Annotated in this window: 27 protein-coding genes and 1 rRNA gene; 7 read left to right on the forward strand and 21 right to left on the reverse strand. The window is 41.2% G+C overall.

The annotated features are described in order from the left end of the window. The first annotated feature begins 320 nt into the window (after window positions 1-320). The gene (locus BWD47_RS00375; protein WP_036974477.1) at window positions 321-800 is read left to right on the forward strand and encodes an RNA-binding protein; all 480 of its coding nucleotides are present in this window, start codon (window positions 321-323) and stop codon (window positions 798-800) included. Here BWD47_RS00375 and murI read toward each other — a convergent pair. Further along, on the reverse strand, window positions 763-1,557 hold the full coding sequence (gene murI, locus BWD47_RS00380) for a glutamate racemase (protein WP_036974479.1): 795 nt from the start codon (window positions 1,555-1,557) through the stop codon (window positions 763-765). The genes BWD47_RS00375 and murI overlap by 38 nt on opposite strands. Window positions 1,558-1,623: 66 nt before the next feature. After that, window positions 1,624-2,739 carry a DUF5610 domain-containing protein gene (locus tag BWD47_RS00385; RefSeq protein ID WP_036974482.1) on the reverse strand — a complete coding sequence of 372 codons (1,116 nt, stop codon included), beginning with the start codon at window positions 2,737-2,739 and terminating at the stop codon, window positions 1,624-1,626. A gap of 164 nt (window positions 2,740-2,903) precedes the next feature. Here BWD47_RS00385 and trmA point away from each other — a divergent pair, with 164 nt between their 5' ends. Further along, entirely contained in the window at window positions 2,904-4,001 is a 1,098-nt protein-coding gene (trmA, locus tag BWD47_RS00390; RefSeq protein ID WP_075593171.1) for a tRNA (uridine(54)-C5)-methyltransferase TrmA, read from the forward strand. A gap of 1 nt (window position 4,002) precedes the next feature. On the opposite strand, the gene BWD47_RS00395 is transcribed toward trmA, so the two are convergent. The 5 genes from BWD47_RS00395 to ccoG form a co-directional block, all read right to left on the reverse strand. Continuing rightward, on the reverse strand, window positions 4,003-4,458 hold the full coding sequence (locus tag BWD47_RS00395) for a DUF523 domain-containing protein (RefSeq protein WP_075593172.1): 456 nt from the start codon (window positions 4,456-4,458) through the stop codon (window positions 4,003-4,005). A 59-nt stretch (window positions 4,459-4,517) separates the two neighbouring features. Next, window positions 4,518-5,156: a thiol:disulfide interchange protein DsbA/DsbL gene (locus BWD47_RS00400; RefSeq protein WP_036974485.1), complete on the reverse strand. Its 639-nt coding sequence runs from the start codon at window positions 5,154-5,156 to the stop codon at window positions 4,518-4,520. 19 nt (window positions 5,157-5,175) lie between these two features. Further along, complete coding sequence (locus BWD47_RS00405; RefSeq protein ID WP_036974487.1) at window positions 5,176-5,799, reverse strand: thiol:disulfide interchange protein DsbA/DsbL; 624 nt, start codon at window positions 5,797-5,799, stop codon at window positions 5,176-5,178. A gap of 32 nt (window positions 5,800-5,831) precedes the next feature. Then, window positions 5,832-6,806: a serine/threonine protein kinase gene (locus BWD47_RS00410; protein WP_075593173.1), complete on the reverse strand. Its 975-nt coding sequence runs from the start codon at window positions 6,804-6,806 to the stop codon at window positions 5,832-5,834. A 66-nt stretch (window positions 6,807-6,872) separates the two neighbouring features. Continuing rightward, window positions 6,873-8,303, reverse strand: a complete 1,431-nt coding sequence (gene ccoG, locus BWD47_RS00415; RefSeq protein ID WP_075593174.1) for a cytochrome c oxidase accessory protein CcoG — start codon at window positions 8,301-8,303, stop codon at window positions 6,873-6,875. 281 nt (window positions 8,304-8,584) lie between these two features. Between ccoG and BWD47_RS00420 the strand changes: the two genes are divergently transcribed. Beyond that, window positions 8,585-8,944: a hypothetical protein gene (locus tag BWD47_RS00420; RefSeq protein ID WP_036974493.1), complete on the forward strand. Its 360-nt coding sequence runs from the start codon at window positions 8,585-8,587 to the stop codon at window positions 8,942-8,944. Continuing rightward, entirely contained in the window at window positions 8,944-9,147 is a 204-nt protein-coding gene (locus BWD47_RS00425) for a hypothetical protein (protein WP_075593175.1), read from the forward strand. Before BWD47_RS00420 ends, BWD47_RS00425 begins: the two co-directional genes overlap by 1 nt. Here BWD47_RS00425 and BWD47_RS00430 read toward each other — a convergent pair. The 13 genes from BWD47_RS00430 to gspC form a co-directional block, all read right to left on the reverse strand. Further along, the gene (locus BWD47_RS00430; protein WP_075593176.1) at window positions 9,144-9,758 is read right to left on the reverse strand and encodes a UPF0149 family protein; all 615 of its coding nucleotides are present in this window, start codon (window positions 9,756-9,758) and stop codon (window positions 9,144-9,146) included. The genes BWD47_RS00425 and BWD47_RS00430 overlap by 4 nt on opposite strands. 23 nt (window positions 9,759-9,781) lie before the next feature. Beyond that, window positions 9,782-10,540, reverse strand: coding sequence for a type II secretion system protein N (locus BWD47_RS00435; RefSeq protein WP_075593177.1), 759 nt, complete (start codon window positions 10,538-10,540; stop codon window positions 9,782-9,784). Window positions 10,541-10,543: 3 nt separating this feature from the next. Next, window positions 10,544-11,017 (reverse strand): type II secretion system protein GspM, encoded by a 474-nt coding sequence (gspM, locus tag BWD47_RS00440; RefSeq protein WP_036974499.1) that lies wholly within the window; start codon window positions 11,015-11,017, stop codon window positions 10,544-10,546. Then, window positions 11,014-12,225, reverse strand: a complete 1,212-nt coding sequence (gspL, locus tag BWD47_RS00445; RefSeq protein WP_036974501.1) for a type II secretion system protein GspL — start codon at window positions 12,223-12,225, stop codon at window positions 11,014-11,016. Before gspL ends, gspM begins: the two co-directional genes overlap by 4 nt. Then, window positions 12,222-13,214, reverse strand: a complete 993-nt coding sequence (gene gspK, locus BWD47_RS00450) for a type II secretion system minor pseudopilin GspK (RefSeq protein ID WP_074989848.1) — start codon at window positions 13,212-13,214, stop codon at window positions 12,222-12,224. The genes gspL and gspK overlap by 4 nt, the downstream gene beginning before the upstream one ends. Beyond that, complete coding sequence (gene gspJ / locus BWD47_RS00455; RefSeq protein ID WP_036974506.1) at window positions 13,211-13,828, reverse strand: type II secretion system minor pseudopilin GspJ; 618 nt, start codon at window positions 13,826-13,828, stop codon at window positions 13,211-13,213. Before gspJ ends, gspK begins: the two co-directional genes overlap by 4 nt. Then, a complete protein-coding gene (gene gspI / locus BWD47_RS00460; protein ID WP_075593178.1) occupies window positions 13,828-14,202 on the reverse strand; it encodes a type II secretion system minor pseudopilin GspI in 375 nt (124 codons plus the stop codon). The genes gspJ and gspI overlap by 1 nt, the downstream gene beginning before the upstream one ends. Further along, window positions 14,202-14,801 (reverse strand): prepilin-type N-terminal cleavage/methylation domain-containing protein, encoded by a 600-nt coding sequence (locus BWD47_RS00465; RefSeq protein ID WP_081759816.1) that lies wholly within the window; start codon window positions 14,799-14,801, stop codon window positions 14,202-14,204. Before BWD47_RS00465 ends, gspI begins: the two co-directional genes overlap by 1 nt. A 52-nt stretch (window positions 14,802-14,853) precedes the next feature. After that, complete coding sequence (gene gspG, locus BWD47_RS00470; protein ID WP_036974512.1) at window positions 14,854-15,276, reverse strand: type II secretion system major pseudopilin GspG; 423 nt, start codon at window positions 15,274-15,276, stop codon at window positions 14,854-14,856. Window positions 15,277-15,351: 75 nt separating this feature from the next. Further along, entirely contained in the window at window positions 15,352-16,587 is a 1,236-nt protein-coding gene (gene gspF / locus BWD47_RS00475) for a type II secretion system inner membrane protein GspF (RefSeq protein WP_036974513.1), read from the reverse strand. Between the two features lie 2 nt (window positions 16,588-16,589). After that, window positions 16,590-18,155 (reverse strand): type II secretion system ATPase GspE, encoded by a 1,566-nt coding sequence (gene gspE, locus BWD47_RS00480; protein ID WP_036974514.1) that lies wholly within the window; start codon window positions 18,153-18,155, stop codon window positions 16,590-16,592. Then, a complete protein-coding gene (gene gspD, locus BWD47_RS00485; RefSeq protein ID WP_075593179.1) occupies window positions 18,148-20,211 on the reverse strand; it encodes a type II secretion system secretin GspD in 2,064 nt (687 codons plus the stop codon). Before gspD ends, gspE begins: the two co-directional genes overlap by 8 nt. Before the next feature lie 22 nt (window positions 20,212-20,233). Then, window positions 20,234-21,178: a type II secretion system protein GspC gene (gene gspC / locus BWD47_RS00490; protein ID WP_036974516.1), complete on the reverse strand. Its 945-nt coding sequence runs from the start codon at window positions 21,176-21,178 to the stop codon at window positions 20,234-20,236. 206 nt (window positions 21,179-21,384) lie between these two features. On the opposite strand from gspC, the gene hslR reads away from it, so the two are divergent. The 3 genes from hslR to BWD47_RS00505 all read left to right on the forward strand — a co-directional run bounded on the left by hslR (window position 21,385) and on the right by BWD47_RS00505 (window position 24,469). Beyond that, on the forward strand, window positions 21,385-21,807 hold the full coding sequence (gene hslR, locus BWD47_RS00495) for a ribosome-associated heat shock protein Hsp15 (RefSeq protein WP_371915632.1): 423 nt from the start codon (window positions 21,385-21,387) through the stop codon (window positions 21,805-21,807). A gap of 12 nt (window positions 21,808-21,819) precedes the next feature. Beyond that, a complete protein-coding gene (gene hslO, locus BWD47_RS00500; RefSeq protein WP_075593180.1) occupies window positions 21,820-22,665 on the forward strand; it encodes an Hsp33 family molecular chaperone HslO in 846 nt (281 codons plus the stop codon). Window positions 22,666-22,930: 265 nt separating this feature from the next. Then, window positions 22,931-24,469, forward strand: coding sequence for a phosphoenolpyruvate carboxykinase (locus BWD47_RS00505; protein ID WP_036974522.1), 1,539 nt, complete (start codon window positions 22,931-22,933; stop codon window positions 24,467-24,469). Window positions 24,470-25,753: 1,284 nt separating this feature from the next. Here BWD47_RS00505 and rrf read toward each other — a convergent pair. Then, window positions 25,754-25,868, reverse strand: a 5S ribosomal RNA gene (gene rrf / locus BWD47_RS00510). Window positions 25,869-26,043 lie beyond the last annotated feature (175 nt).

The raw sequence follows: 26,043 nt of genomic DNA on the forward strand, positions 1-26,043 counted from the left end.
TCGAAGATTTAAAACCGAAGTTTTACTTAACTCTCTGCTACGTTGCTCAGCGTCTTTCGTTGCTGTCTCCCGTCTCAGTGGGGTCGCATTATAGGGAGATCCAAAAACAGATCAACACTTTTTTTCGATCTTTTTATCGTTCGCTCACAAAGTGAACTAAAATTACCGAAAATAACAAAAACAGTCGCAATTATGGCTGTTTTTTAAGCCAATATTCATAATTTAATGCAAATTTCATTGCTATGTTCATTTAACGCGTTAAGATAGCAAGTTCACAATGTTAAATTAATGTTTATTTCCTGTTTATTGGTAGATCAAAAATGAAATTACCCGATCAAAAATCTTTTCTTTTCTCTGTTATTCTTGCTGTATTAGGGTTTGTTATTGTTAAGTTTGCATTTTCGAGCTTAGCATTAGACCCTGCGTTGCTATTTGGTGCAGGCTTATTAATTGGTGCTTTAGTTATTGCAGCACTCTCATCAACGGCAAGTGAGGAGGCTGAAGTAAAAACAAAAACACTTTATGTTGGCAACCTTCCTTACCGAGCGAATGAAGGTGTTGTACGCGCTTTATTTGAAGAACAAGGTAAAGTCTTTAACGTTCGTTTATTGAAAGATAAAAACACTGGTAAACGTCGTGGCTTTGGTTTTGTTGAAATGGCTGAGGCAGATGCTGACAATGCAATTAATCAATTAAATGATAGTGAGTTCCAACAACGTACTTTAAAAGTACGTGAAGCAAAACAAAAACAAGAGAACGAGTCTAATAGTTTCCGTGAGGAATCTGATCAATCAGCGTAACAAGCTCTACGCTTAATTGCTGGTGACTAATCGGAGCCGTTGCATAATAGTGCAGCGGCTTTTTTTTGTCTGTTGCTAAATTTAATTGCTGCGTTGTAATAATACTACTGACACGATTTGCAATTGCACGGCCTGAGTCAATCAATTTAACGCGTTTGTCGTAATAGTTATTTATTGCATGGGCTAATAAAGGAAAGTGTGTGCATCCGAGTACTAATACATCAATATCATCTGCAATAGCGAGTTCAGCCATTGCTTCGTTGAATTCGGCTTTGAGTAGTTTTTTACTATGAAACAGTGTTTCTGCAATTTCCACCAGCTTAGTCGAAGCGTACAAGCTCACTTTTGTACCTTGACTGTGTGTCAAAATTAACGTCTCGGTGTATTTGCTTTTTGTAGTCGCGGGCGTGGCAAGTAAACCAATGTGCTTCGTATTACTTATGGCACATGCTGGCTTTATAGCAGGCACAACCCCCACAACTTCAATACTTGTATAGTGTCGAATAACGTCTAACGCAGATGTCGATGCTGTATTGCAGGCAATCACTAATATATCAACATGCAACGCATGCGTGTCTATAAAGTGTAATAGCCCTAATAAGCGTTGAATGATTGTTTGCGAAGTTTGCGCACCATAAGGCAGAAAGGCATTATCCATAAAATAGCTATAATCTGCATTCGGGATCAAAGCTTGGATCTGTTCAAGCACAGTTGTCCCACCAATACCTGAATCAAACACCATTATATGGACTGACAAACTACTTACCTCGGATCATGAAAGGCAAGCAGTTTGCCATGTGACTATCTAAAAAGAAAGCGAAGACTAGTTCTGTTCATTGGCTGAACGTAGTGTATTCATTTGCTCGAACATCGCTTTGGTATAATCAACCAATTTACTGACTTCTTCTTTATCTTGATTTAACCATTGCAATATTCCGGCAAGTTGATTTTGCAAACCAATATCACCAGCTTTATTAAAGGCTTCTTTTAAGTCATCGTTAAAAGGGGCGACCTTTTCTGCAACTTCTTTCTCTGGCGTTGGTTTATATTCTTCGTACCCTTTTATAGCTGCAACTGTTTTGGTTTGCTTCAAATCCATCGAAAAACCGACTAGCTGCTCATTACTCAAGTTAAGCTCTTTAGCTTGTTCAAAGGCTTCATCGAGTGAGCCTGAGAAAAATGTTTCGCTAACGCCTTGTAAGTCTTCCATCAACTCGTTAATGGCCTGCTGCTCTTGCTCATTAAGATCGCCATTCACTGACATAGAAAAAGATAAGTCACGTGATTGTGACGATTCACTGACATACGCTTCGTTGTCACCGTTTTTACTGTAGCTACTAGCGGACTTGCTCTCATATGCATCTGCAAAGCTAATACTGACTTCATCACCTTCGGCTGTGGTAAATGTATATTCGGCATTATTACTTAAGCTCACGTACTGTGCTTGGCTAACCGTCACGGCATTAGGTTTAGGATTAAATAAGTCTTCTTCAAGCTCATCAATACCTTTAAAGATACCTTCTTTCGATTTTTCGATACCCTCTTCGATATCGTCATTTAAGATGCCTGATTCTTTAAGTTCATCATAGGCATCATCGATTCCCATTTGTACGCCTTTGCGTGCCTCGCCTAACATGCCTTTTAACTTTTCATCATCAGCGCCATCTGCTTTTGCTTTACGCAGCGCACCACCAACAAAATTGAGTACATTTTTAACGATCTCATCAAAATCAAACAGGGGTTTATCTTTCTTTTCTTCTGCTTTAGGTAAACCAAGTGCTTGTGCAAGTTTATCGTCGAGTACTTTTGCAGCCAGTTCGCGGCCACGTTGTTGATAGCTATCTTGACGATTTTGAATGGTAGGCTGCTGCACAGACTGTTTACCATTGTATTTATTCAAATTTGTATTAGGCATATAGCCTAGGTTGCCAATTTTCATGATCCGACTCCATTTTATGGTTACCTCATTATCGGCCAAAAATCGCATAACTTAAGTTTTTTGTATAAAAAAACGACACTAAAATAAATAACAAAACTAGACAAATCCTCTCTGCTCCCTACAATAGCGCCGACAAATAGCTAAGAGATAAAAGGTAATCAGCCATGGCGGTTATAAAAATTGATACAACTCAATATGATGCACAATTGAGTGAGAAAGAGCAGCGCATCACGTCACAGTTTAGGCGCTTTGGTGTAAACACATTAGAAGTGTTCAGCTCTGATCCAATTCACTACCGTCAACGTGCAGAGTTTAGAGTGTGGCATGAGGGCGACGATTTATTCCACATTATGTTTGATCAGCAAAGCAAAGAGAAAATTCGCGTTGATGAATTTGATCCCGCCGCGCCACTCGTTGGCGAAGTGATGCAGGTGATGATTGAAAATTTAAAAGGGTGTGAGGTACTTCGCCGCAAGTTATTCCAGATTGATTACCTCTCTAGCTTAAGTGGTGAAATTCTTGTTAGTTTGCTTTACCACAAACCTTTAAACGATGAATGGCTAATTGCGATTAAAGAGCTTAAAGCAAAATTAAGCAGCCAGTTTAAAATCGACTTTATTGGTCGTGCACGTAAGCAAAAAGAAGTGATTGGGAACGACTATGTCGTTGAACGATTGAACGTAAATGGTAAAGAACTCATTTATCAGCAAGTAGAAAATAGCTTTACTCAACCAAACGCAAAAGTGAACATTAAAATGCTGGAATGGGCACAAGCGTTGTGTGAGCCCCTTAATAATGATTTGCTAGAGCTGTATTGTGGTAATGGTAACTTTTCAATTGCACTAGCCGGTTCATTTAACCGAGTACTTGCGACTGAGATCTCAAAGTCATCGGTTTATTCTGCACAGTACAATATTGCTCAAAACAAAGTCGATAATTTAGATATCATTCGTATGTCGAGTGAAGAGTTTACACAAGCCATGAAAGGCGAACGTACTTTTTCACGTTTAGACGGTATTGATCTAAACGGCTATAACTGCCAAACAATTTTAGTCGACCCTCCTCGAGCGGGGATGGATACTCTTACCTGTGATTTGGTGGCGAACTACGACAACATTATCTATATCTCTTGTAATCCCGAGACATTAGAACGAGATCTTGATCACCTTTGCAAAACACACGAAGTGAAACGTTTTGCGATTTTTGATCAATTCCCCTATACACATCATATTGAGTCTGGCGTCTTTTTACAGCGTAAATAACTTAAACTTTTGCCAGCGCAGCCAATAGCGCTGGCAATTGTTGTTCACTGAACACCTGTATATTATTGTCACTAAGTAACTTTGCAGTTAAACCCATTCCTCGAATCTTTTGCCCTGTGTGACTTCCATCATAAATATAATTACGTCCACATGACGGACTAGACTCTTTGAGTAGTGCGAACCGAATCCTTTGTTCTTTGCATACACGTAATGCTTGCTGTGCACCCGCTTTAAACTCTGCGGTGACGTCATGCGCATCCTGTGTTAATACTCTACCCTGGCTAATTTCAGCAGGCGCTCTTGGTGTAGGTAGACCACCCGCAACCTCAGGACAAAAAGACACAATACGCCCTTGCTGCTTCAGTGACTCTAATCCAGGATGTAATAAGTTTTGTGATTGACCGTCATAGCGTACCGGCTTTCCTAGTAAACAACTCGACACTAAAAGTTTTTTCATTTCTTCACCAAACAAAAAAGCTCCGCGAGCGGAGCTTTTAAATAATATTTTCGAGTCTCTTACTTAGCTGCTAAGTAATTAATTAGCTCAGCCATGCTTTTTGCATCGGTAATACCTGAGTCTGCACCTAAGATTAAACGATACTTACCATTCACAATAAAGGTTGGTACGCCTTTTAAGGCTCCTTTTTGTTGATAGTACTCTTGGTCGCGTTTCATTTTCGCTGCTATCGTACGTACTGAAAAACTGTTGTAGTACTTTTCAAAATCTTCAGCAGTTACACCTTGCGATACGAAAATATCTTTCATATCTGCAAGCTCATTAATACGCGCACGTTTACCATGAATGTGGTCAAAAATTGCACCAACTAACGCATCGCTATTTGGGAGTACTGTTGCTGTTGCATAACCTTGCGCAAGCACTGTTTGGATCTCAGGATCACGAGGACCAACAAAATTAACGTGATTCTTTTTAAATTTAACGCCGTCTTTAAGCATTGGCTTAAGCTCAGCAACAATTGGCTCGAAGGTATTACAGTGAGGACAGTAGAATGAAAAAAACTCGGTCACTTCAGGCTTTTTAGAAGCTCGCGCATCAATTGTTTCATAATGCTTACCTTCTTCGTATTGCGCCGCACTCGCTGTGGCAACGAAACCTAGCGTCACGGCCACAAATGCAGCTTTAACTAATTTGATCATTATTCAATCACTCCAAAAATTATTGTTCTAATAAAAACTTTACTAACGCATCAAGCTGCTCTTGGCTCTTGATGGTATTTATATTAATTTTATATTTATCATTCACGATAAAAGTCGGCACACCCGTTAACGCCCCCATCTCTGAGTATTTATTCTGTTTGTCTTGCATCGCTTTTTCTGCACTGATCACAGGCATGCTAGCAATTTCAGAGTCAAACACATCGCCGCTAATACCATTTGTCGCCAATAATGCTTTCACGTCTTTAATATTTTGCAGCGGTGCACGTTGAATATGAATGCTATGAAAAATTTGGTCGGCCACTTGCTCACCTTTACCATGTTGCTTTGCAATTAGGTAAGCATAACTTAGGTTACTTTGTGTTTGTTTCGATACACCACCTAAAAAGTTAACGTGATTCTTAACAAACTCAGTGCCTTCAGGCAGCGTTGAGGCCAGTGCTTTCGCCACTGGTTCAAACTTAAAACAGTGTGGACAGTAAAATGAGAAAAACTCAGTTACTTGTGGTGTAGCACTCTTTTTAGTGTTTAGTACTTCGTATTGATTACCTGCTTCAAAGTCAGCTGCCAGTGCTGCAAAAGGTAAACATAGAATGAGTAGACTTAATTTTAATTTTTTGAACATTGTTTTCTCGTCTTTACTTATCTTTTAAAAATTTATGGTAATAATTTTAACGGTGGTTCTTGTAGCGCTGCAAGCTGTTCTTTTAACGCGAGTATTTGCTGCTCCCAGTATTTGTCTTCTGCGAACCATGAAAAGTTCCGTGGGAATGCAGGATCATCCCAACGTTTTGCTAACCACCCCATGTAATGCACCATGCGCATCGCGCGTAATGGCTCAATTAATTTCAGCTGGCTGTGGTCAAAATCACAAAACTCTTCATACGCTGCTACCAAGGTGTCTAACTGTAACAGTTGATTGTTACGATCGCCACTGAGCATCATCCATAAGTCTTGAATTGCAGGACCTTGTCTGCTGTCATCGAGGTCAACAAACATCAGTGCATCACCCGCCCACAAAATATTGCCCGCATGGCAGTCACCATGTAATCGAATTGTCTCTACATTTTTATATTGGGCTGTGGTTTCTTTAATAACCAAATCCAAAATCGTATAAAAAGCATTTTCTAATGACGTTGGCATCAAGTTACTTGCTTGTAACTGAACTTTAGCTGTCTGAAGGTATTCTTCACAACTGATCACTGGGCGATAATTAAATGAAGATGCTTTTGCAACTTGATGCATACGACCAATTAAACGGCCTAATACATCGAGTTGATCTAAGTTATCAACTTCGAAAATACGCCCGCCCACACTGGGAAATAAGGCAAATAAATAGCCATCATGCTCAAAGAGGCTTTTCCCGTCCTTTACTACGGGCGCAACGACGGGAACTTCTGCATCAGCAAGTTCAAAAGCAAACGCATGCTCTTCTAATATTTGTTCTTTGCTCCAACGCTCAGGACGATAGAATTTTACAACGTATCGGTAACCGTCTTCTGCTTTAAACTGATAAACGCGATTTTCATAGCTGTTTAAAGCAAGTAATCCTGACTCAGCATAGATCCCAATACTTTCAACTGCGTCTAAAATTGAATCGGGTGTGAGGTCAACAAAGCTAAATTTACTCATAGTGTCCCATTATATAAAAAAAGCGGGAAAACCCCGCTTTTTATTGTATTTGCTCAGTGTACTGAATTATTGCGCCTTAAAGAAGTTACTAGGCTGCGAAATCTGAATTTCAGGCTGCCCCTCCACCGAAAGTATAAACTCGAATTTTGTCATCGGCTTTTTCAAATCGTACGGATCAACCACTAATGACAAGGGCACGTTATAAGATTCACCTGAGGGCACTGTGAATGTTTGTTTGCCTATATATTCAAAGTTATTTAAGCCTTCCACTGTAATATTAAACGTTTGCTCGTATTGCGCTTTGTTAATCACTTTAAGTGTGTAGGTGTTTTCAACTAAGCCATTAAAGTCAACCCGGTATAGCTGATTACGGTCGCGGATAATATCAAGCTCCATTGGTTTACGCATGGCAATATTTGCCACGAGAGCCCCGGTTAACACAACAAGGATAACAAGATAACCAATCAATTTAGGTCGCAAAGCATGCGTTTTATTTTCAGGGGTTTCTAAGTTTCGCTCTGTGGTATATGAAATGAGCCCACGTGGGTAATTCATTTTATCCATTACACCATCGCAAGCATCAATACAGGCACCACAGTTGATACATTCATATTGCAAACCGTTGCGAATATCTATCCCTGTCGGGCACACTTGTACGCATAAGTTACAATCGATACAGTCACCGAGTCCTAACTCTTTCGGATCTTGTTTACGTGAACGAGGACCACGACTTTCGCCACGAGATTCATCATAACTTACTGTAAAAGTGTCTTTATCAAACATGGCCGACTGAAAACGCGAATAAGGACAGATATGCAAACACATAATTTCACGCATCCACCCTGCATTGCCGTATGTACACACAGCAAATAATGCGATACACCCATAAGAATAGGCTGTGGCATCCAAAGTAAAAACATCCGGAAGTAGCTGGCGTATAGGTGTAAAGTAGCCAACAAAGGTAAACGCTGTATACAGTGAAAACAGCCACCAGCTGCTGTGTTTTGCCGTTTTACGCCAAAACTTATCAAAGTCCATGGGGCGTTGATCTAACTTCTTACGCTGGTTTGCAGTGCCTTCAAACTTTTCTTCGAACCAAATAAAAATAAATGTCCATACAGTTTGCGGACATGTGTAACCACACCAGACTCGGCCATAAAATGTGGTGACGAGGAACAGCGCAAAAGCTGCAAGCATAAGAATAAACGCAAGAATGGTTAAATCTTGTGGCCACAGAGTGAGGCCGAAGATATTAAACTTTTGGCCTACTAAATCGAACAGCACAGCTTGCTGTCCGTGGAAGTTAATCCAAGGTAAAAGCATAAATGCAAGCATGCCAACGAAACCAATTCGTCGCCTTAACAGCTGATGCAAGCCTGTTACTGCTCTTACATAAATTCGATTGCGAGGATTAAATCTATCATCATGGGAAGCGTTTTCCGGTTTTTGGATTTTTACTTCCGTTGGGATGTTTTTAACCTTAATTTGTTTATCCATCAAAATTCCTCAACGCCACTAGGAAATAAACTCAAACTGATGTTTGCAGTTAAATAGGTTATAAAGCCAATACGACAAATTAGAATGCATCTCATTTCGTTCAGAGTTTTCTGAAATTTCCAACCTATCGAAAGTATTATACTCAATCTCTCAAAAATTTCAGGGAATGATCTAAAATATGAACTTTTTAATTATTTCATCGTATATTCTTGCTTTTAAATCAGCCATTTTATTAAACTTGTCCCAATTCCTTCTTTATTTAGATCAAAGTTCTGTGTGCTATGAAAAAATTTATCATTTTAGTACTTATTATTTTAGCATTGTTCACGATTGATCACCCTTTGATCAAAGAACCCAGAGAACGGTTGTTAGGTGATGGGGTGAACGTACTTTCAGATTTTAGCCAAGTTAACCGCAGCCCCGCCGCGAATATGGCGAAGAACACGATTAAGTCACAGCTTAATTTATCGAATTCAGAGCGTGAGTACGTCGAAGAGGCTTTTTTGAATGACGATAAACTGCAAATCTTTCATTTACATTATTGTCGTGAAAAAGATATTAACTTATATTTCTATGGTGAACGCCTAGAACGTGTTTGTAATATTGTTTCGGATGCACTTGAAGAAAGGTTAAATAAATAATGGATTTTTCTGCGCTTAATAAAAAAACCAGCGATTCATTTGCTAAACAGCGCAATATGCTAAAAAAGTTGGCAAAAGGACAGACTATGCATTGTGAAACATGCAAAGGAGTCCTTACCTTAAACCTACAGACTGAACAGCCTGGCAAAGGCATTGTTCGTTGTGCAAAAGGCTGCACAGATATTGTGTTAGAGCTTGCTTAGCCCCAGCCTTCATCATTATAAAGCTGGCTATTTACTGCAACGGCTTCGATTAACTCAGCAAAGCCTGCTGCAAACTCATTCATCACTTCATACTGCTGTTGACATAACAGCCCTTCGGTTAAACCATGCTGATTGGCAATCGATGCTATATCAGCTGAGTCGAGTATAAAGAAACACAAACTTTGCTGTGCTGTCTCAAGTGCTTCTTTTAATTCACTTGCTAGTTGTGGCGCAGCTAACAATTTAGCAATATAGCCCTGCGCCCCAAGCATAAAGCCTTGGCTCCAATGCTGACACTCTTGCATATCAAGGTACGGCTGCTGAGCAGAATTAAATTGCAAACTTACGGGTAAGCTGTATCCGGTTTCAAATACGTGTTCACTGATTTGCTGATATAGCGCCATAAATGCAAACAATACCTGCTCATCCATTTGCCCATCACAACCAGGGACAACTTGCTCAAACCACTGATGAACATCCAATGGCTCGGGCGCACAAATAACGGCAAATAAATAACCGTGTGTTTGTGCTAACGATAGCGCGTCTTTTTGCTCAGCAAGAAAGCGTGCTAATAAGGCGCTTTGCTCTTTTGAAAACTCAGGAATTTGCATAATGCCTTCAATTAAAGTCGTGTTTATAAATTAAGTGGATAGCGTCCTTCGCTATCTGGACGCCCTAAAAACTTCGCAGCGTCATGCACTTCTTTTGGTAGACTGGCTTCTGGTTTTATATACCCTGCCACTTTAAAATCTAAATTGGCTTTTAGTACAGCATCGGCCTCAAGACCTAAGCGATTTTCAGGGTCAACCAAGACAGCTATATCGCCTGATTTACAACTAAGACGGCCGCTCAGTGGGCCAACACTAAACCAGCCATTAAGTCCTTGAACATCGATATTGGGACTGGCAATCTCACCCATTAACGTTTCACAATACGGCTGACCAGAGCTGAACTCATCGAGATCAACAATCACACGCCCTTGTGCACTAATTGGCAATGGCAGTTTTAAGCGCGCCATCGCACGCTCAACGCTCAAACGTAGTGTGGTATTTTTTACCACAACAGCTTGATTGAACAACCCATACGAAAAATCAGCATGGCCCGAAATATCTGTTTTATCACGCGGATCACCAAAGCGCACCGTACCAACGAGTTTGCCCGTCAACAATGACCAGCCAGATAACTTCCACCGTACATTATTAAGTTGCTCACCATCAAAACGTACCTGCATTATGCGACCATCCCAAAGCGAACCACTGGCTTTGCCTAGTTGCAATTGTTTTGGTAAATGCGGTGCAGCTAAATCTAGTGCAATTGCAGCGGGTGTTTTTATAAGCGTAAACACCAAAAAACACATCACAAATACTGTGACTAATAAAATAATTCTTTTCATCGTCTACTTCTCTAGCACCAAACGACTGACACGAACAAAACCAGACTTATCGTCTTTACTAATGTCTAAGTTTTCAATCAGTACACCTTGTGAATTAACTAATTCATCAAGCCACTCAACCAACTTGTTAAACTCGACAGAATCGATAGTTAAACGCAGTGAATTATCATTCGGTTGCATTTTACTGATGGTGATCTGATAACGATTTCGCGTGCTATTCACAATTTGACTTAAGCTGCGGTCATTCGCTACTCGTGCACTGCCACTGGCCTTTAACTTAACAATGCTCTCATCAACCCATGCCAGCAATTCTTGTTGTTTTATCGTGTCTTGTTCTGCTTTTTCAATCGCCGCATTTAACGGCCTAAAGATTCCCATCACAAGGATAAAAATAACAAAAATCACCCCAGCGACGACAACAAGTTGTTGTTCTTGCTCTTTTAATGAACGCCAGTAACTAATTAATTGGTTTTTCATGCCGCACCTCGCAACTTAATTTCACCGACGACAAAATCACCATCATTATTTAGTGAGCCTTGATCAACCGTTAAGCCTCGCTGTTCTAAAATTGCTTTTACTTTTCCAAACGATTGGAAATCTTTACCACGTGCACGAATACGTAACTCGTTGCGGCCTTGGTCATAACGCAAAGTTTCTGGCGTGAAGTCTTTTACTTCACTAAAAATAGTCACTAAGTCATTAGTCAAATCTAAGAAACCAGCGGTACTTCCGCTATCGAGCAATGCGAGTTCATTACGAATTTGACTACGAATCAACTGTGGGCGTACTTTCTTATTAGGAAAAGCGCGCTGATAGTTAGTCACAACTTGTGCCTTCGTTTTCTCAAGTTGAGTATTTAGTTTATATAACTCAAGGGACTTAACCCCCACACTGCATACCAATGCAACCCCTGCGGCAATAGCGGCTTTTTGCCAGTATCCCCACCAAATGGCTGACTTTTTCTTTAATTGATATACACCTTGGCGTAGATTAAAACTAATTTCAGGGAGTTGTTTCGCAAATAAAGCGAGCGGTAAATCATACAGCTCCGTTTTTGCCTCAAGATTAACTGATTCAGGGAACCCGGTGGCTGGACTAAAATGTGCAACATCTGGGTGGCCCATTGCGGTCAAATAACCATCTAGCCAGTCTGTTTCAACAGCTGCAATATGCCAGTGACCTAATTTACATAACCATTGGCCATTGAGTTCAACGGTACGCAGGGTATTTTCATTGTCGACTCGAGGAAGTAATAATGCGTCAGGTAACACTTTAAATACTTCAATATCATGCTCATTGAATGTAGCAAGCCACTGCTCAAACCACTCACGATCGGTCATGGCGATATTAACCGCATGCTTTTCATCTATGAGTGTAGGCTCAGCAATCGCAATAAATAGGTCGTCGACATCACACGCGATATCTTCTTCAAGCATATAGGGCAATGCCTGCTCTAACTTACGACTCCATTTAGTCGGCAATTCAACTGTTTTTAGCTGAATTTGATCACTCGGTAAAAGAGCAACCACTTCACGGGTTTGTGCTTTTTCAGTTAACTCACCTAATTGTGCTGCACTGGCGATTTCGCCGCTCGCAATTATTTCTTGTTCTGTCGGTGAGTAAATTAGCCAACTAAGGCTATCTTGTAATGTTTGACCCGCACGGATCAACAATATTTCTGTCACTGTACGCCTCCAAATTTTCGCGCCAGTATCGTTACTTTACCATTATTGGCATGGAGTAAGGTGGTCATCGAAAAACGCAACTCTGCAAATTCAGCTTGCGTTTGTAGTTTAAAATAATCACTGTTGATGGTGAACAAGTCTTTAACAGCTTCGACGTTTTGTGCGCCTTGTTGATTAACTTGTTCAAAAAATGCGTTCATATCATCAAATCCCTCTTCAGGGCGAGACGATAATACACTTTCTGCGCCTGATAAACTGAGGCCATCAATAAGCGAGCTTAGAATAATGGCACTTTCATTAGGCAAGGTATTTACATTAATCGCTAAAAGTTCACTGTCTGGTATCACACACACAAAGGGCAATACTTTTTCCATCACTAATGGATTGAAGCCTTTAACTAAACGCAACTCTGATGTTGAAGCAAAAAAGCTGTTTGCAGTCATGTAGGGATACTTACGCGATAAGTACTCATCTTCTTCTGCACCTGAGCGATAAGTAATACTGTCTTCATCGAGCCAGTCATAGACGCTGTCAGCCATTGCCTCTTCAGACTCATCTGCGGGTAAGTCTTCAATATTCTCAAGTAAAGCTAACAATGCTTTGTGCGCTGGGTTCGTTTTATTAGCCGAGCCGGTTTGTTGCACAGGTTTTGTGCGTAAAGCATTTAAGTTCAAGCACGCTTGCAAATCCGTAATCGTGCCACTTAACGTGCCATTATCAACAGGGTAAGGAACCCCACCTTGCTGCGCCCAGACTTGCCCTAGATGAATTTTATCAGGGTCATCTTTTTTAGTTTGTTTAATCGCTTTAATCGCTAATTCTTCAGCAGCAAAAGCATACCACTTAGCTTGCTGATGACTTTGTATATTAGTACTACGCTGCACTTGCACCATCAGGTTTGCACTCATTTCGACCGCTAGCATAGCGGCTAATGCGACAATAAATAAAACAATAACAAGTGCGGCACCTTGAGAACGTTTAATCATCATGGCTGAGTACTCACTACACCTTCACCGGGCACTAAAAAGACTCGGCGAATAGGCTCTTGTTCTATTTTTTGAATGGTCACGGCAACAGCCTTCGGTAATGCAGCGACTTGCCACTGCTCTTGCCATTCGTCTTTATCATCAAGAAATTCAAACTTCAGATCTTCAATATCTTCTAGAATAACTTGCGAACGCGGTTCCATATTATCGAGCTGATCAACATATACTCGGTATATGCGCTCTAGGTTATCATCGATAACACGATAACCAACAGCTTGTAACTCAGAGCGCGGCAGCAAGTTTATTGGATTAATCCACCCATCACGCACAAAACCAATGCCATCATATTGACTGTCAAATACATAACGCCCAGCAAGAATGTAACCTTCTTGAAAGTCTCCCGCCTCATTGCGTACTTGACGTTTCGTCATTTGGCTAAAGTCTTGGTCCATAAGACGAAATACCGTTTGAAAGCCATTGAGCTCTGCGATTGTCTCATCTGAGGCTTCTTTAGCCTTGGTGGTTGATTCTAAGATTTGATGAGTCGATAACACCACAAACGCTAAAATGCCCATTGCGACGATAACTTCAAGTAAGGTAAACCCGCGTTGCTTCACTACTTGTCACCTTTGTTTAAATAAGTAACAAGTTCATAAATGGGGTATTCTAGTTTTTCGTCAGCAAACACATTAATAGTGACTTTCACGAAGCTTTTATCTGCCGTAGCAATGACATCTTGACGCCAATACCACTCATAACCAGCCAATGTCTCACTGCCTTTAGTGCCATTTTTGCCCGCCCACTTATCACCTTTTGTTCGCTGCTCAACTATGACATTTTCAGCAACCCATGATGCATATGTTTGCTCTTCAATCGTCGACAAGTGATTGATGTGTTCACCCGTTGCCTGCATTGCAGCAATACCCGCCATGGCACAAATAGCCAAAGCAACCATGACTTCAAGTAAAGTGAAACCCGCTGACTTAGTCATTACTCTGGCTCCATACGAAGTTTAACAGGAGCCATGAACTCGCCTTCGATAAAATACTGCGGTTCACGCTCCTCTTTCAGCTCATACACTAACTGAAAAGCACTGACTTCTCCTGAAGAAAGGATCAGTACCTGTGGAATCTTTAACTTTTTAAGTTCTAATAAACTATCTTCGTCACCGCCGCTCATCAATTCACGCCAGTTCGATTGCTCAAGTAAGTTATCTTGTGCCCATGCCAAATCTTCGAGATTCAAGGTTAATTTAAAATCTTCGTCTACTTTAATAGGCGCAAACAATTTTTCACGATCGAAGGTGACCCACTTTTCACCATCAAACACTAAAAATTCAAATACATTTTGATCTAAATGAAAGCCTAACTCGACCTGATTTAAGATGGCAAATTCAGATGCCATATTAATCGTGGTGTGTAATCTGAGCGCTTGTTTTTCTAATTTTTCTTCTGCACCACCATCAAAACTGTAGGCCACCATTTTAGTGACAAACCCTATCACCACAAGCACCATTAATATTTCGATGAGGCTAAAACCTTTTGCGTGCTTAGCACGCCCAGCCAAACGTAAACGATTAAGGCTTACCATAATAGTAAGCCTTGATGTGTATAAAAGGTAAACATCTGGCTGAGTTTACGCATTATTGCTTTTCTTCATCCCAGTTACCGATGTCATCATCGGTGCCAGCTTCGCCATCTGGACCCATTGAAAAAATATCAATTTTACCAATTTCTCCTGGGCTAATTAGTTGGTACGGATTGCCCCATGGATCTTCAGGTAACTTTTCAATAAAACCACCATCTGGAAAACGTTTTGGAACCGGCTCGATGCTCGTTTTAGTAACAAGCGCTTCTAGACCCTGTTCTGTAGTTGGATAGGCTTTATTCTTCAGCTTATAAAGGCTCAACGCATCTTCAATTTGTTGAATATCTAGGTGTGCTTTGTCGATCGCTGCCTCTTCTTGTTGGCCCATAATGTTTGGTGCCACAATTGACATAATCATACCGATGATAACCAGTACCACCATGACTTCTAATAATGAGAAACCTGACTGTTTGTTCACAAAAATACCTCTAATTTTCTTCAATAATTTATTATAAAGCGACAGCTACTGGCTGTTGCTCTACCGTTCCCTAATTTAAAGTCCTACTGCCTTATTCATTGCCATAATTGGCTGCAGTATTGCCATAACAATAAACAAGACAATGACCGCCATTGATGCAATCATCGCTGGCTCTAAAAGTTTTAAAGACACGTTGACCATGCTTTCAAACTCACGATCTTGATTATTTGCTGCTCGCTCAAGCATTTGCTCAAGTTCACCTGACTTTTCGCCACTTGCGATCATGTGCAGCATCATAGGTGGAAAAAGTTTCGTTTGTTGTAAAGCAGCACGAAGGCTCGCCCCTTCACTGACTCGGGTGGCCGCATCTTGCACCGATTTTTTCATTTTCTCATTAACCAATACCCCACCAGAGATACGCATACCTTCGAGTAAGGGAACGGAGCTTGAAGATAAAATACTTAACGTGCGTGCGAATCGAGCGGTATTCACCCCTCTCGCGACTTTACCTATACCAGGCAAGTAAAGTACTTTTTCATCAAACCAGTAACGAATTTTTGGTCGTTTGAGTGCATGCTTAATTCCCACTGAGAGTGCAGTGATAATTATTAAACTAATAAACCAATAATTTTGTACAAAGTTACTGGCTGCCATAACCCACTCTGTCGTCCAAGGAAGTACTTGTTTTGACTTTTCGAATGTTTTTAATATTTTGGGAACCACCGTGCCCAATAACACTGAAACAATTGCGATAGCAAACACAACAAGAATGATTGGATATACCATCGCTTGTGTTATTTGACTACGCATATGCTGACGTTGTTCCGTGTAATCAGCTAAACGATTTAATACTTGATCTAAGTGGCCCGATTTTTCACCGGCAGCCACCATGGCACGATATAAATCATCAAATACATGCGGAAACTCACTCATACCATCTGCGAGTGTGTAGCCTTCAACAACTTTTGAGCGTACAGACATGAGCATACGTTTTAAACGCGGTTTTTCACATTGCTCAGCGACGGCCATTACCGCCCCTTCGACAGGTAATGCTGACTGAATTAAGGTGGCAAGTTGACGAGTAATCAGCGCTAAATCTGAGGTCGATATTTTTGGTTTGAAAAAACCGCTAAATAATGACTTTTTAGCCCCTTTAACTTGCTTTTCACCCTCTGCGGCAGCGACAACCTCTAAAGGCATCAGGCCTTGGTCACGTAATGTTTGACGTATTTGCTTTACCGTATCGGCTTCAAGAATGCCTTTTTTCTCTTTACCTTTACCATCCAGGGCGCGGTACTCAAATGCAGCCATAATTAACCTTCCTCACGCGTTACACGCAAGACTTCTTCTAAGGTTGTACGGCCCGCCAACACACGGCTACAGCCATCTTGACGAATACTTGGGCTACGAGTACGAATGTACTTTTCAACACTTTGTTCGCCTTTACCGCTGTGGATCATTTCACGAATAGCCTCATCAACAACCAGTAATTCATGAATCCCCGTACGGCCACGATAACCATTAAAGTTACACTCTTCACAGCCTACAGCACGGTAAATCGTCGGCGGCTCAGCAGGGTTAACACCTAATAACTGGCACTCTCGCTCGTCGGCGACATGCCCTTCTTTACAGCTATTGCATAAAGTACGCACTAGACGTTGTGATAACACACCCAGCAAAGAAGAAGACAACAGGAAAGGTTCTACTCCCATATCTTCCATACGGGTAATCGCACCCGCAGCGGTATTGGTATGTAAAGTCGACATTACTAAGTGACCCGTTAACGAAGCTTGCACACCGATTTGTGCGGTTTCAAGGTCTCGGATCTCACCCACCATGACGACATCAGGGTCTTGACGTAAAATTGCACGCAATCCCCGCGCAAAGGTCATATCTACTTTGGTGTTTACTTGTGTTTGACCAATCCCCGGTATTTCGTACTCAATCGGGTCTTCAACCGTCAAAATATTACGGTCACGTGAGTTTATTTGACTCATACCCGCATACAAAGTGGTACTTTTACCAGAACCTGTGGGACCAGTTACCAAAATAATACCGTGAGGCTTACTGATGAGATCAGCGAACAATTCGCGATTTCGCTCGGTCATCCCCAAATCTTCAAGATTTAAGCGCGCGTTATTTTTATCAAGTAAACGCAGTACAACACGCTCACCAAAACTTGATGGCATCGTTGATACACGCACATCAACAGCACGTCCAGCAATACGTAAACTTATACGCCCATCTTGTGGAATACGCTTTTCTGCAATATCGAGCTTTGCCATAACCTTAATACGTGACACGAGTAAGGATGCAAGTTTACGATTTGGTTTTAAAACTTCTTTTAAGACACCGTCTACCCTAAAGCGAATTACTAACTCTTGCTCAAAGGTTTCAATGTGAATATCTGAAGCACCCTCTTTAATTGCCTCACTGAGCATGGCATTAATGAGTTTAATAATAGGTGCGTCATCATCCCCTGCGAGTAAGTCTTCTGTTTGCGGTAGTTCATCAGCTAAAGAAAATAAGTCAACTTCGTTGCCAATATCTTCCATCATTTGCTGTGTTTCAGAACTATCGCGCTGATAAGAAGCCTCAAGTAACAGCTCAAATTTGTCGTCTGGCAACTGCTCGAGTGAAAAACCACGTCCCGCAATACGACGTACTTCAAGTAAAGCCGTTACGTCTAATTCGCCGCGATAAAAAACAGTCCAATTATCACCATTTTTACTTAGCAAGACACCAGCACGACGCGCATATGAAAACGGTAAGCGCTTTGCAGGCAAGCTAACAAGATCATCACTTGTTAAGAGCTCATCATGGTCAATAGACGCACTCTGCGCTAACTCGTCATTAATCTCTGTAATTGCATCAGTCATCTTTACGATCATCTGCGTTTTGTTGTTTCAGGTATTCTTCATACGTTGGCGGTAATACCAACGCATCATTCCATTCTGGTAAGATTGGCATATCAGTTAATGGCATTAAATCAATCCCATCTTCTTTTTGTTTATGCTGCTCACCACGGATGAAGTTATATTTTGAATGACTTAACTTATTCATGCTCATACCATCACGAACAATCGTCGGACGAATAAATACAATTAAGTTACGCTTGCGCTTACTGGTACTGGTTGAACGGAATAAGTGCCCTAAAATAGGAATGTCACCTAACAATGGAACTTTCGAGACACTTTCTTGTACGTCTTCATCAATTAAACCGCCTAACACGACCATGCCACCATCATCGGCCATAACGGTGGTTTTAATCGCACGCTTATTCACTGAGATATCGACTGAAGTTGCACCACTTACGCCAGAGACTTCTTGCTCAATCGTTAACTGAACCGCCGAGCCATCATTAATTTGTGGTGTTACTTTGAGTTTCACACCCACTTCTTGACGTTCAACCGTTTGGAATGGGTTAGAATTATTTGAACCCGTTTGTGACCCAGTGATAATTGGTACTTCTTGACCAACGATCATCGACGCTTCTTCGTTATCCATGGTGGTGACAGAGGGCGTTGCAAGAATATTTGAATTGGTATCTGTTGAAACGGCTTGGATAATCGCACCCCAGTCATTTTTCACAATACCCATTGCAAGACCATTAATACCACCGAGTAACGCACCAAGTGGCCCTAAGTTACCTTCCTGTGTCTCTGAGGTATTTGTAACATTACCTGTTTCTGTACCAACAACCGTCCCTTGAATCGTTTTATCACGTGCTTGCTCTGCCGCAACAGCCAATGAGCCAACAGGCACTGTTGTGCCGTTGTTAAACTGCATCATTCCGCCTTGCTCTGAAATCCATTGCAAACCAAAGTTAATGCCATCGGCCTCAAGAACCTCAACAATAATTGCCTCAACTAGCACCTGTGCGCGACGAATATCTAAGCGCTCAATAACTTGCTCAAGTGAGCGCATCGTATCTGGCTGGGCTGTAATAACCAACGAGTTTGAATCAGGGTGCGCTTCTATACTTGTTTCGTTCTGACTGCGTGAACGAGCTTTCGTTGCGCCACCTTGGCCATCTTCAGCGAGTGTTTTACTCACACCTTGCAATACTTTTACTAAATCTTCTGCTTTTGCATAATTTAAGTAAATGACCTTGGTATTACCTTGATTCTCAAGTTCACCGTCTAAGCGGCTGATTAACTCAACAGCACGCGTACGGGCCTGCGCCTCACCACTGACAATCACACTGTTAGTACGACCATCGGCAACCACTTTCGGAATCAAAAATTCAGGGATGCTGCCTTTACCACTATCTTTATAAATATTGTCAACAACAGAGACAACATCATCCGCTGTAGCAAACTTAAGTTGAACAATATCAACTCGCTTATCACCGGCTTGGTCAACTGAACGGATGATTTCAACTAAACGATTTACAGAGGCAGCGTGGCCGGTAAGCATCATTACGTTAGCGGCGTTGAAGTTAGCAACATGCCCCCCGTCTTTTTGATCGCTAAACTGACGAACTAACGGACCTAACTCTTGTACGCTAACATTCTTAACTCGCACAACGCGCGTGACCATCATATCGCCACTGGCTTGGTTATCTTCCGTCACTAAAGGGACGTTCGATTTTTTAGCGTCAGAGCTTTTCTCAATTTTAAGAATGCCGTTATCCATCTCAACAGCTGAATAACCGTATACTTCTAATACATTTAAGAAAAATTGATAGTACAGCTTCTCATCCATTAACTCATAACTGCGCACATTAACTTTGCCGCGCACGTTCGGATCGATGATCACTGTTTTATTGAGATTTTTACCCACAATATTAATAAACTCATTAATATCGGTGCCTTTAAAGTTTGCAGCATACTCAACAGCCGAAACTGAGAGCGATAATCCTGTTAATAAAAAAAGCGCTGCATACTTAGCTAACCCTTTTTTGATTTTTGTGAGGTGTAGCGCGTGAACCATTCTATAAAAACTCCAAAGCTAATTATTGCAGGCTAAATTGCACATCAATTTGCTCACCATCACGCTCGATAGTGATACTTGCGTCAGTACTATTACGTAATTCGTTTATTGCTGACATTGCCTGTTTTAAATCATTTAATTGATAGCCATTAATCGCAATAGCTAAATCATTATTCATTAATCCCATCTGCTTAAATAATGCCGGGTCTTTACCTGGACTTAAGCGATAACCCACCAGTTCACCGTCGACCATCGCTTGCGATACACGAATGTAGTCGAATAATTTACCAGGGTCGTTTAATACTTCTTCACGCGTTTCAATAATCGCTTCTTTGACTTCTTGATCTTCAGTCGCATTGATTTCATTGTCCGCATCGATATCCTGAGGACCTTCTTCTAATTCTGGCTCTTGTTGCTCAGCCAAAACAGGCATAGAAACTGTTTTTGTAAAATCGAGTCCATCAAGCATTAATGTTTCAAAGCGACCACTTACATCCAAAATAACACGATCAGGTAAGACTTGTGCGAGCTTCGCTCGAGTGCCTTGAATTACATCATCAACAACATACGTTTCTTGTTTTCCTTGAGACTCTATTATAGCCAAACCAGCTTGATCGTTTTGGCTAACAGCCACGATACCCGTTAGATTAATACTTAAACGAGTTTCAGGGGCATTGTTAATAACTTGCGTTTGCTTTGCGGCAGGTTTTTTAGCTTCAACAACCACTTTACCGAATAAATGTTGTTCAAGAATTTGTCGTGAATTGACTGTTTCGATGCGTTTCGCAGTCATCGTTGTTCGACTTGCGGGCAGTGCTTTTGTATCAGGTTCAGGCCACAACAACCAGAACAACTTCGAGGATAAAAAGGCAATATAAACAACAACTAACAGCACAACTAATGCACTTAGCTTGGCATGAGGTAAGCCGTTTAAAAACTGTCTAACTTGTTGTAAGTGTTGATCCATATATTCTATTTCTTATTTTAATTTACTGCTTTATAGCAGGCCTATAGTACCTTTTCATTTTTCATTCAACAAGCACACGTATATTAAACTTTGTAAACAAGGTCGTTTCGACTAACAGGGGTAGCAAGGAAAAACTTTGACTGTTTCTTTATGATTAAGTTTCATGGTAAATTTTGCCTATACTCTAGCAGCTTTAAAAGAGCACAATTGTGTCAAAAGGTAACACTCAGCAGTCAAAAAACAGTCAAGACGAATTAAACGTCCGCCTTGATAAATGGTTATGGGCTGCCCGTTTCTATAAAACCCGCTCTGTTGCGCGAGACATGGTGCAAGGCGGTAAAGTGCATTATAATGGTCAACGAACAAAGCCCAGTAAAATCGTCGAGGTGGGCGCAGTCATAAAACTGCTGCAAGGAGTCGACGAAAAGGTAGTGACAATAGTGAAGGTCCTTGATAAACGTCAAAGTGCCCCCATTGCACAGACCTTATACCAAGAAACTCAAGCAAGTATTGAAAAGCGCGAAGCAAATGCAATCGCAAGAAAGAATAACAGCTTCTTTGCTCCACATCCTGATAGAAAGCCTGATAAAAAGCAAAGACGTGAACTGTTAAAAATGAAATCAAGTTAGGTAATGTAACACATGCAACAAGATTTACTTCATCGTTATATATTTGATCAACTCGATGTACGTGGTGAACTCGTACAAATTGAAAACACCTATCAAGAGATGATCGCCAACCATAATTACCCAGCTCCTGTTCAGGCACTCTTAGGTGAGTTGCTTGTTGCAACTTGCTTATTAACAGCCACCTTAAAGTTTGAAGGTGAAATTGCCGTACAGCTACAAGGTGATGGCCCTGTGAAATATGCTGTTATTAATGGTGATGATAAGCAAAATATGCGTGGTATTGCTCGCCTGCAAGGTGAAGTTCAAGGTAGTACTATTAAAGACTTGATTGGTAACGGTTATATGGTTATCACGATAACGCCAACAAAAGGTGAGCGTTATCAAGGTATTGTTCCGCTTGAACACGACACCTTAGATAAATGCCTCGAAAGCTATTTTGAGCAATCAGAACAATTGAAAACCCGTCTTTGGTTTGCGACTGAAATCACCGCTGGCTCAGCAAAAGCAGCCGGCTTATTCTTACAAGTTTTACCGGTAAATAAAGATAAGTCAGTAGAAGACTTCACTCACCTTGAAGCAATCAGTAATACAATTAAAGATGAAGAGTTACTTAATCTTGATGCTAATACTGTTCTTACTCGTCTGTATCATGAAGATAACCCTCAATTGTTCGAACCACAAAGTATCAATTTCCGTTGTGGCTGTAGCAGAGACAAGACAATTGCAGCATTAGTCAATATTGGTCAAGATGCTTTATTAGATGATGTAAAAGAAAAAGGTGAAGTTAAAATTAGCTGTCATTATTGCTTAAAAGATTACGTTTTTAACGAGCAGGATATTAAAGCAATTTTTAACTAAATGACCACTTAATAGTATTATTATATTAAAAGCCGCATTTGTTGCGGCTTTTTTCTTAATTTTTATGATACCGGTGTCATGAAAAAGCCCCATTTTATGACACCGGTATCATTGAAATTATTCATGTTTTTTACCAAATATATGTGTTTTTAACCCCTTCAGACACTCGAATATCCCTAATCCTTCTGTTACTATTATTTCAGCTTAAGGGAAAACAAGAACCCCAGAGCTATCCCGTTCAATCTCACACAATTTAGGTATAAACATGACTGCAAACGCTACTCGTTTTGTCGATCTTACTGCAGCTGAACTAGTCGAACACGCGATTCGTCGTGGCGAAGGGACTTTAGCCGCTAATGGTGCATTTGTTGCTAACACTGGTCGTCGTACTGGCCGTTCTCCAAAAGACCGTTTTATTGTTCAAGAGCCAAGCACTGAAAACGAAATCCAATGGGGTAACGTAAACCGCCCATTCGATGCAGACAAGTTTGATGCGTTATGGGCTCGTGTAGAAGCTCATGTACAAAGCAACGACCACTTCATCTCTCACCTAGAAGTTGGCGCTGATCCTGAGCACTATTTACCAGTCGTTGTAACAACAGAAACTGCATGGCATCACATTTTTGCCAAAAACATGTTTATCGAACCTGAAACTTATAATGCATCTGATTTACCTCAGTGGCAGGTAATGAATGTTCCTTCATTTGTTTGTGACCCTGAACGTGATGGCACAAATAGCGATGGCACAGTAATCATTAACTTTGCACAACGCAAAGTGCTATTGGCTGGTATGCGTTATGCCGGTGAAATGAAAAAATCAATGTTCTCTGTACAGAACTTCCTATTACCTGCGAAAGGTGTATTACCAATGCACTGTTCAGCTAACGTAGGTGAAGCAGGTGACACAGCATTGTTCTTCGGTTTATCTGGCACTGGTAAAACAACACTATCTGCGGATCCGACACGTTTCCTTATCGGTGATGACGAGCATGGTTGGGCGCCTGGTAGCGTATTTAATATCGAAGGCGGTTGCTACGCTAAATGTATCGACCTTTCACAAAAGAACGAGCCCGTTATTTGGAATGCAATCCGTTTTGGTACTATCTTAGAAAACGTAGTACTTGATGAAAACCGCGTACCGGATTTCCATGACACAAGTTTAACTCAAAATAGCCGTGCAGCTTACCCACTAGAGCACGTAGAAAAACGTAAAGTTGAAAACCGTGCCGGTGAGCCAAAAGCCGTTGTTTTCTTAACATGCGACGTGAGTGGTGTATTACCACCTGTATCAGTGTTAACAGAAGAAGCAGCAGCATATCACTTCCTAAGTGGTTACACTGCAAAAGTAGGTTCAACTGAAATCGGTTCAACTAGCGATATCGAATCAACATTCTCAACGTGTTTTGGTGCGCCTTTCTTCCCTCGTCCTGCAGGTGTATACGCAGAGCTTCTTATGAAGCGTGTACGTGAATTTGGCGCTAAAGTATTCCTAGTAAACACAGGTTGGACTGGTGGTCCTTACGGTACAGGTAAACGCTTTGACATCCCAACAACACGTGCAGTAGTTGACGCTATTGTTTCAGGTAAGTTGTCAGATGTTGAAACGCAACACATCGACGTATTAAACCTAGACGTCCCTGTTGCTGTACCGGGTGTTGATAGCAAGCTTCTTAACCCAATCAACACATGGGAAGACAAAGAAAAATACGCAGAATATGCAAACAAACTTGCATCTGACTTCACTGAAAACTTCGCGAAATACGATGTTTCGGAAGCAATCAAATCTGCAGGTCCAAAAGCTTAATTTATAAGCCTTCCTAAATACTAAACGCCGGCATCATGCTGGCGTTTTTATTTGCGCTGTAATTCGTCTAGCTCAATGTGATGCTGTTAGTTATTAATGAGAGACGGATAGCGTGAGCTGAAGTAATCCATTTTAGAGGCGGCACTCCTCACCTACATTGATCAATAGATCGTGATTAACAAGCGTAGCCGTGAATGTCTGTGGTTATATATGAAGGGCATAATCAGATACTTCGGCACTCAAGTACCTCCTACTACGCGCTAATTAGGTTAGCGTAAAGTGAAGCAGCCCATTTTAGAGCCCTCCAATCTTGTCATCATGATTAAACAACGTTAGAACCGTGATTATAGAGCGTAGGAACGGCTTTAGCCGTCAATGTCAGTGGTTATGTATGAAGGGCATAATCAGATACTTTCGGCACTAAAGTGCCTCCTACTAAGCTCTAATTATTTGAGCCAGAAGTGAAATGAGTGATTAAAGAGAACCCTCATTCTCCACTACTGTCATCATGATTAAACAACGTTAGAACCGTGATTGAACATCGTGATTAAGAAGCGTAGGAACGGCTTTAGCCGTGAATGTTAGGGGTTATGTGTGAAGAGCATATCAGACACTTTCGGCACTCAAGTGCCTCCTACGTCCTAATTGTTTGATCCAGATGTGAAATGAGCAATTTTAGAGCCCCTAGCGCTTCTATCATCGTTATTAAGAAGCGTAGGAACGGCTTTAGCCGTCAATGTCAGTGGTTATGTATGAAGGGCATAATCAGATACTTTCGGCACTAAAGTGCCACCTACGCGCTAATTTGGTTAGCGTAAAGTGAAGTAGCCAATTTTAGAGCCTTCAACCTTGTCATCATGATTAAACATCGTTATTAAGAAGTGTAGGAACGGCTTTAGCCGTGAATGTCAGTGGTTATGTATGAAGGGCATATCAGACACTTTCGGCACTAAAGTGCCTCCTACTACGCCTAGTTATTTGAACCAGAAGCGAAGTGAGCAATTTAAGGGAATCTTTCATTCTTGTCGTCATGATTAAACAACATGGGAATCGTGATTAAACATCTGATTATAAAGCGTGGGAACGGCTTTAGCCGTGAATGTCAGGGGTGTTGTATGAAGGGCATATCAGACACTTTCGGCACTAAAGTGCCTCCTACATCTCTTCACCTTGCGCTTATGCCTACTAGGATATAGGTCGTAGGGGGTCTTGGTTGGGTGTTTTATTTTTCTACAGGCAACAAAAAACCCGCTGCATTGCTGCAACGGGTTTCTTTAATTAGGAGCCTGGCGATGTCCTACTTTCACATGGCAAATGCCACACTATCATCGGCGCTGTTTCGTTTCACTACTGAGTTCGGCATGGGGTCAGGTGGGTCCAAAACGCTATTGTCACCAAGCAAAATGCGTGGAAAGGATTCTCGACAAAGCGCATCGCGCTTACGAGTCCTTTGCGCAAGGTGAACTGATTTCGCATTAAGCGCTGCGGTTCACCCTACATAAAATTCGGAAATCTGATAATCGTAAATCTACTTTAGTATACTAACTTCTGTCTGTTACGCTGTCATAAAACGC

The organism is Pseudoalteromonas sp. PAB 2.2, assembly GCF_001938575.1.
GTDB lineage: Bacteria > Pseudomonadota > Gammaproteobacteria > Enterobacterales > Alteromonadaceae > Pseudoalteromonas > Pseudoalteromonas lipolytica.

Coding starts and splice junctions, on each gene's coding strand:
- BWD47_RS00375 (WP_036974477.1), top strand. CDS start 321: ATGAAATTACCCGATCAAAAATCTTTTCTTTTCTCTGTTATTCTTGCT.
- BWD47_RS00385 (WP_036974482.1), bottom strand. CDS start 2,739: ATGAAAATTGGCAACCTAGGCTATATGCCTAATACAAATTTGAATAAA.
- trmA (WP_075593171.1), top strand. CDS start 2,904: ATGGCGGTTATAAAAATTGATACAACTCAATATGATGCACAATTGAGT.
- BWD47_RS00395 (WP_075593172.1), bottom strand. CDS start 4,458: ATGAAAAAACTTTTAGTGTCGAGTTGTTTACTAGGAAAGCCGGTACGC.
- BWD47_RS00400 (WP_036974485.1), bottom strand. CDS start 5,156: ATGATCAAATTAGTTAAAGCTGCATTTGTGGCCGTGACGCTAGGTTTC.
- BWD47_RS00405 (WP_036974487.1), bottom strand. CDS start 5,799: ATGTTCAAAAAATTAAAATTAAGTCTACTCATTCTATGTTTACCTTTT.
- BWD47_RS00410 (WP_075593173.1), bottom strand. CDS start 6,806: ATGAGTAAATTTAGCTTTGTTGACCTCACACCCGATTCAATTTTAGAC.
- ccoG (WP_075593174.1), bottom strand. CDS start 8,303: ATGGATAAACAAATTAAGGTTAAAAACATCCCAACGGAAGTAAAAATC.
- BWD47_RS00420 (WP_036974493.1), top strand. CDS start 8,585: ATGAAAAAATTTATCATTTTAGTACTTATTATTTTAGCATTGTTCACG.
- BWD47_RS00425 (WP_075593175.1), top strand. CDS start 8,944: ATGGATTTTTCTGCGCTTAATAAAAAAACCAGCGATTCATTTGCTAAA.
- BWD47_RS00430 (WP_075593176.1), bottom strand. CDS start 9,758: ATGCAAATTCCTGAGTTTTCAAAAGAGCAAAGCGCCTTATTAGCACGC.
- BWD47_RS00435 (WP_075593177.1), bottom strand. CDS start 10,540: ATGAAAAGAATTATTTTATTAGTCACAGTATTTGTGATGTGTTTTTTG.
- gspM (WP_036974499.1), bottom strand. CDS start 11,017: ATGAAAAACCAATTAATTAGTTACTGGCGTTCATTAAAAGAGCAAGAA.
- gspK (WP_074989848.1), bottom strand. CDS start 13,214: ATGATGATTAAACGTTCTCAAGGTGCCGCACTTGTTATTGTTTTATTT.
- gspI (WP_075593178.1), bottom strand. CDS start 14,202: ATGACTAAGTCAGCGGGTTTCACTTTACTTGAAGTCATGGTTGCTTTG.
- BWD47_RS00465 (WP_081759816.1), bottom strand. CDS start 14,801: ATGGTAAGCCTTAATCGTTTACGTTTGGCTGGGCGTGCTAAGCACGCA.
- gspF (WP_036974513.1), bottom strand. CDS start 16,587: ATGGCTGCATTTGAGTACCGCGCCCTGGATGGTAAAGGTAAAGAGAAA.
- gspE (WP_036974514.1), bottom strand. CDS start 18,155: ATGACTGATGCAATTACAGAGATTAATGACGAGTTAGCGCAGAGTGCG.
- gspD (WP_075593179.1), bottom strand. CDS start 20,211: ATGGTTCACGCGCTACACCTCACAAAAATCAAAAAAGGGTTAGCTAAG.
- gspC (WP_036974516.1), bottom strand. CDS start 21,178: ATGGATCAACACTTACAACAAGTTAGACAGTTTTTAAACGGCTTACCT.
- hslO (WP_075593180.1), top strand. CDS start 21,820: ATGCAACAAGATTTACTTCATCGTTATATATTTGATCAACTCGATGTA.
- BWD47_RS00505 (WP_036974522.1), top strand. CDS start 22,931: ATGACTGCAAACGCTACTCGTTTTGTCGATCTTACTGCAGCTGAACTA.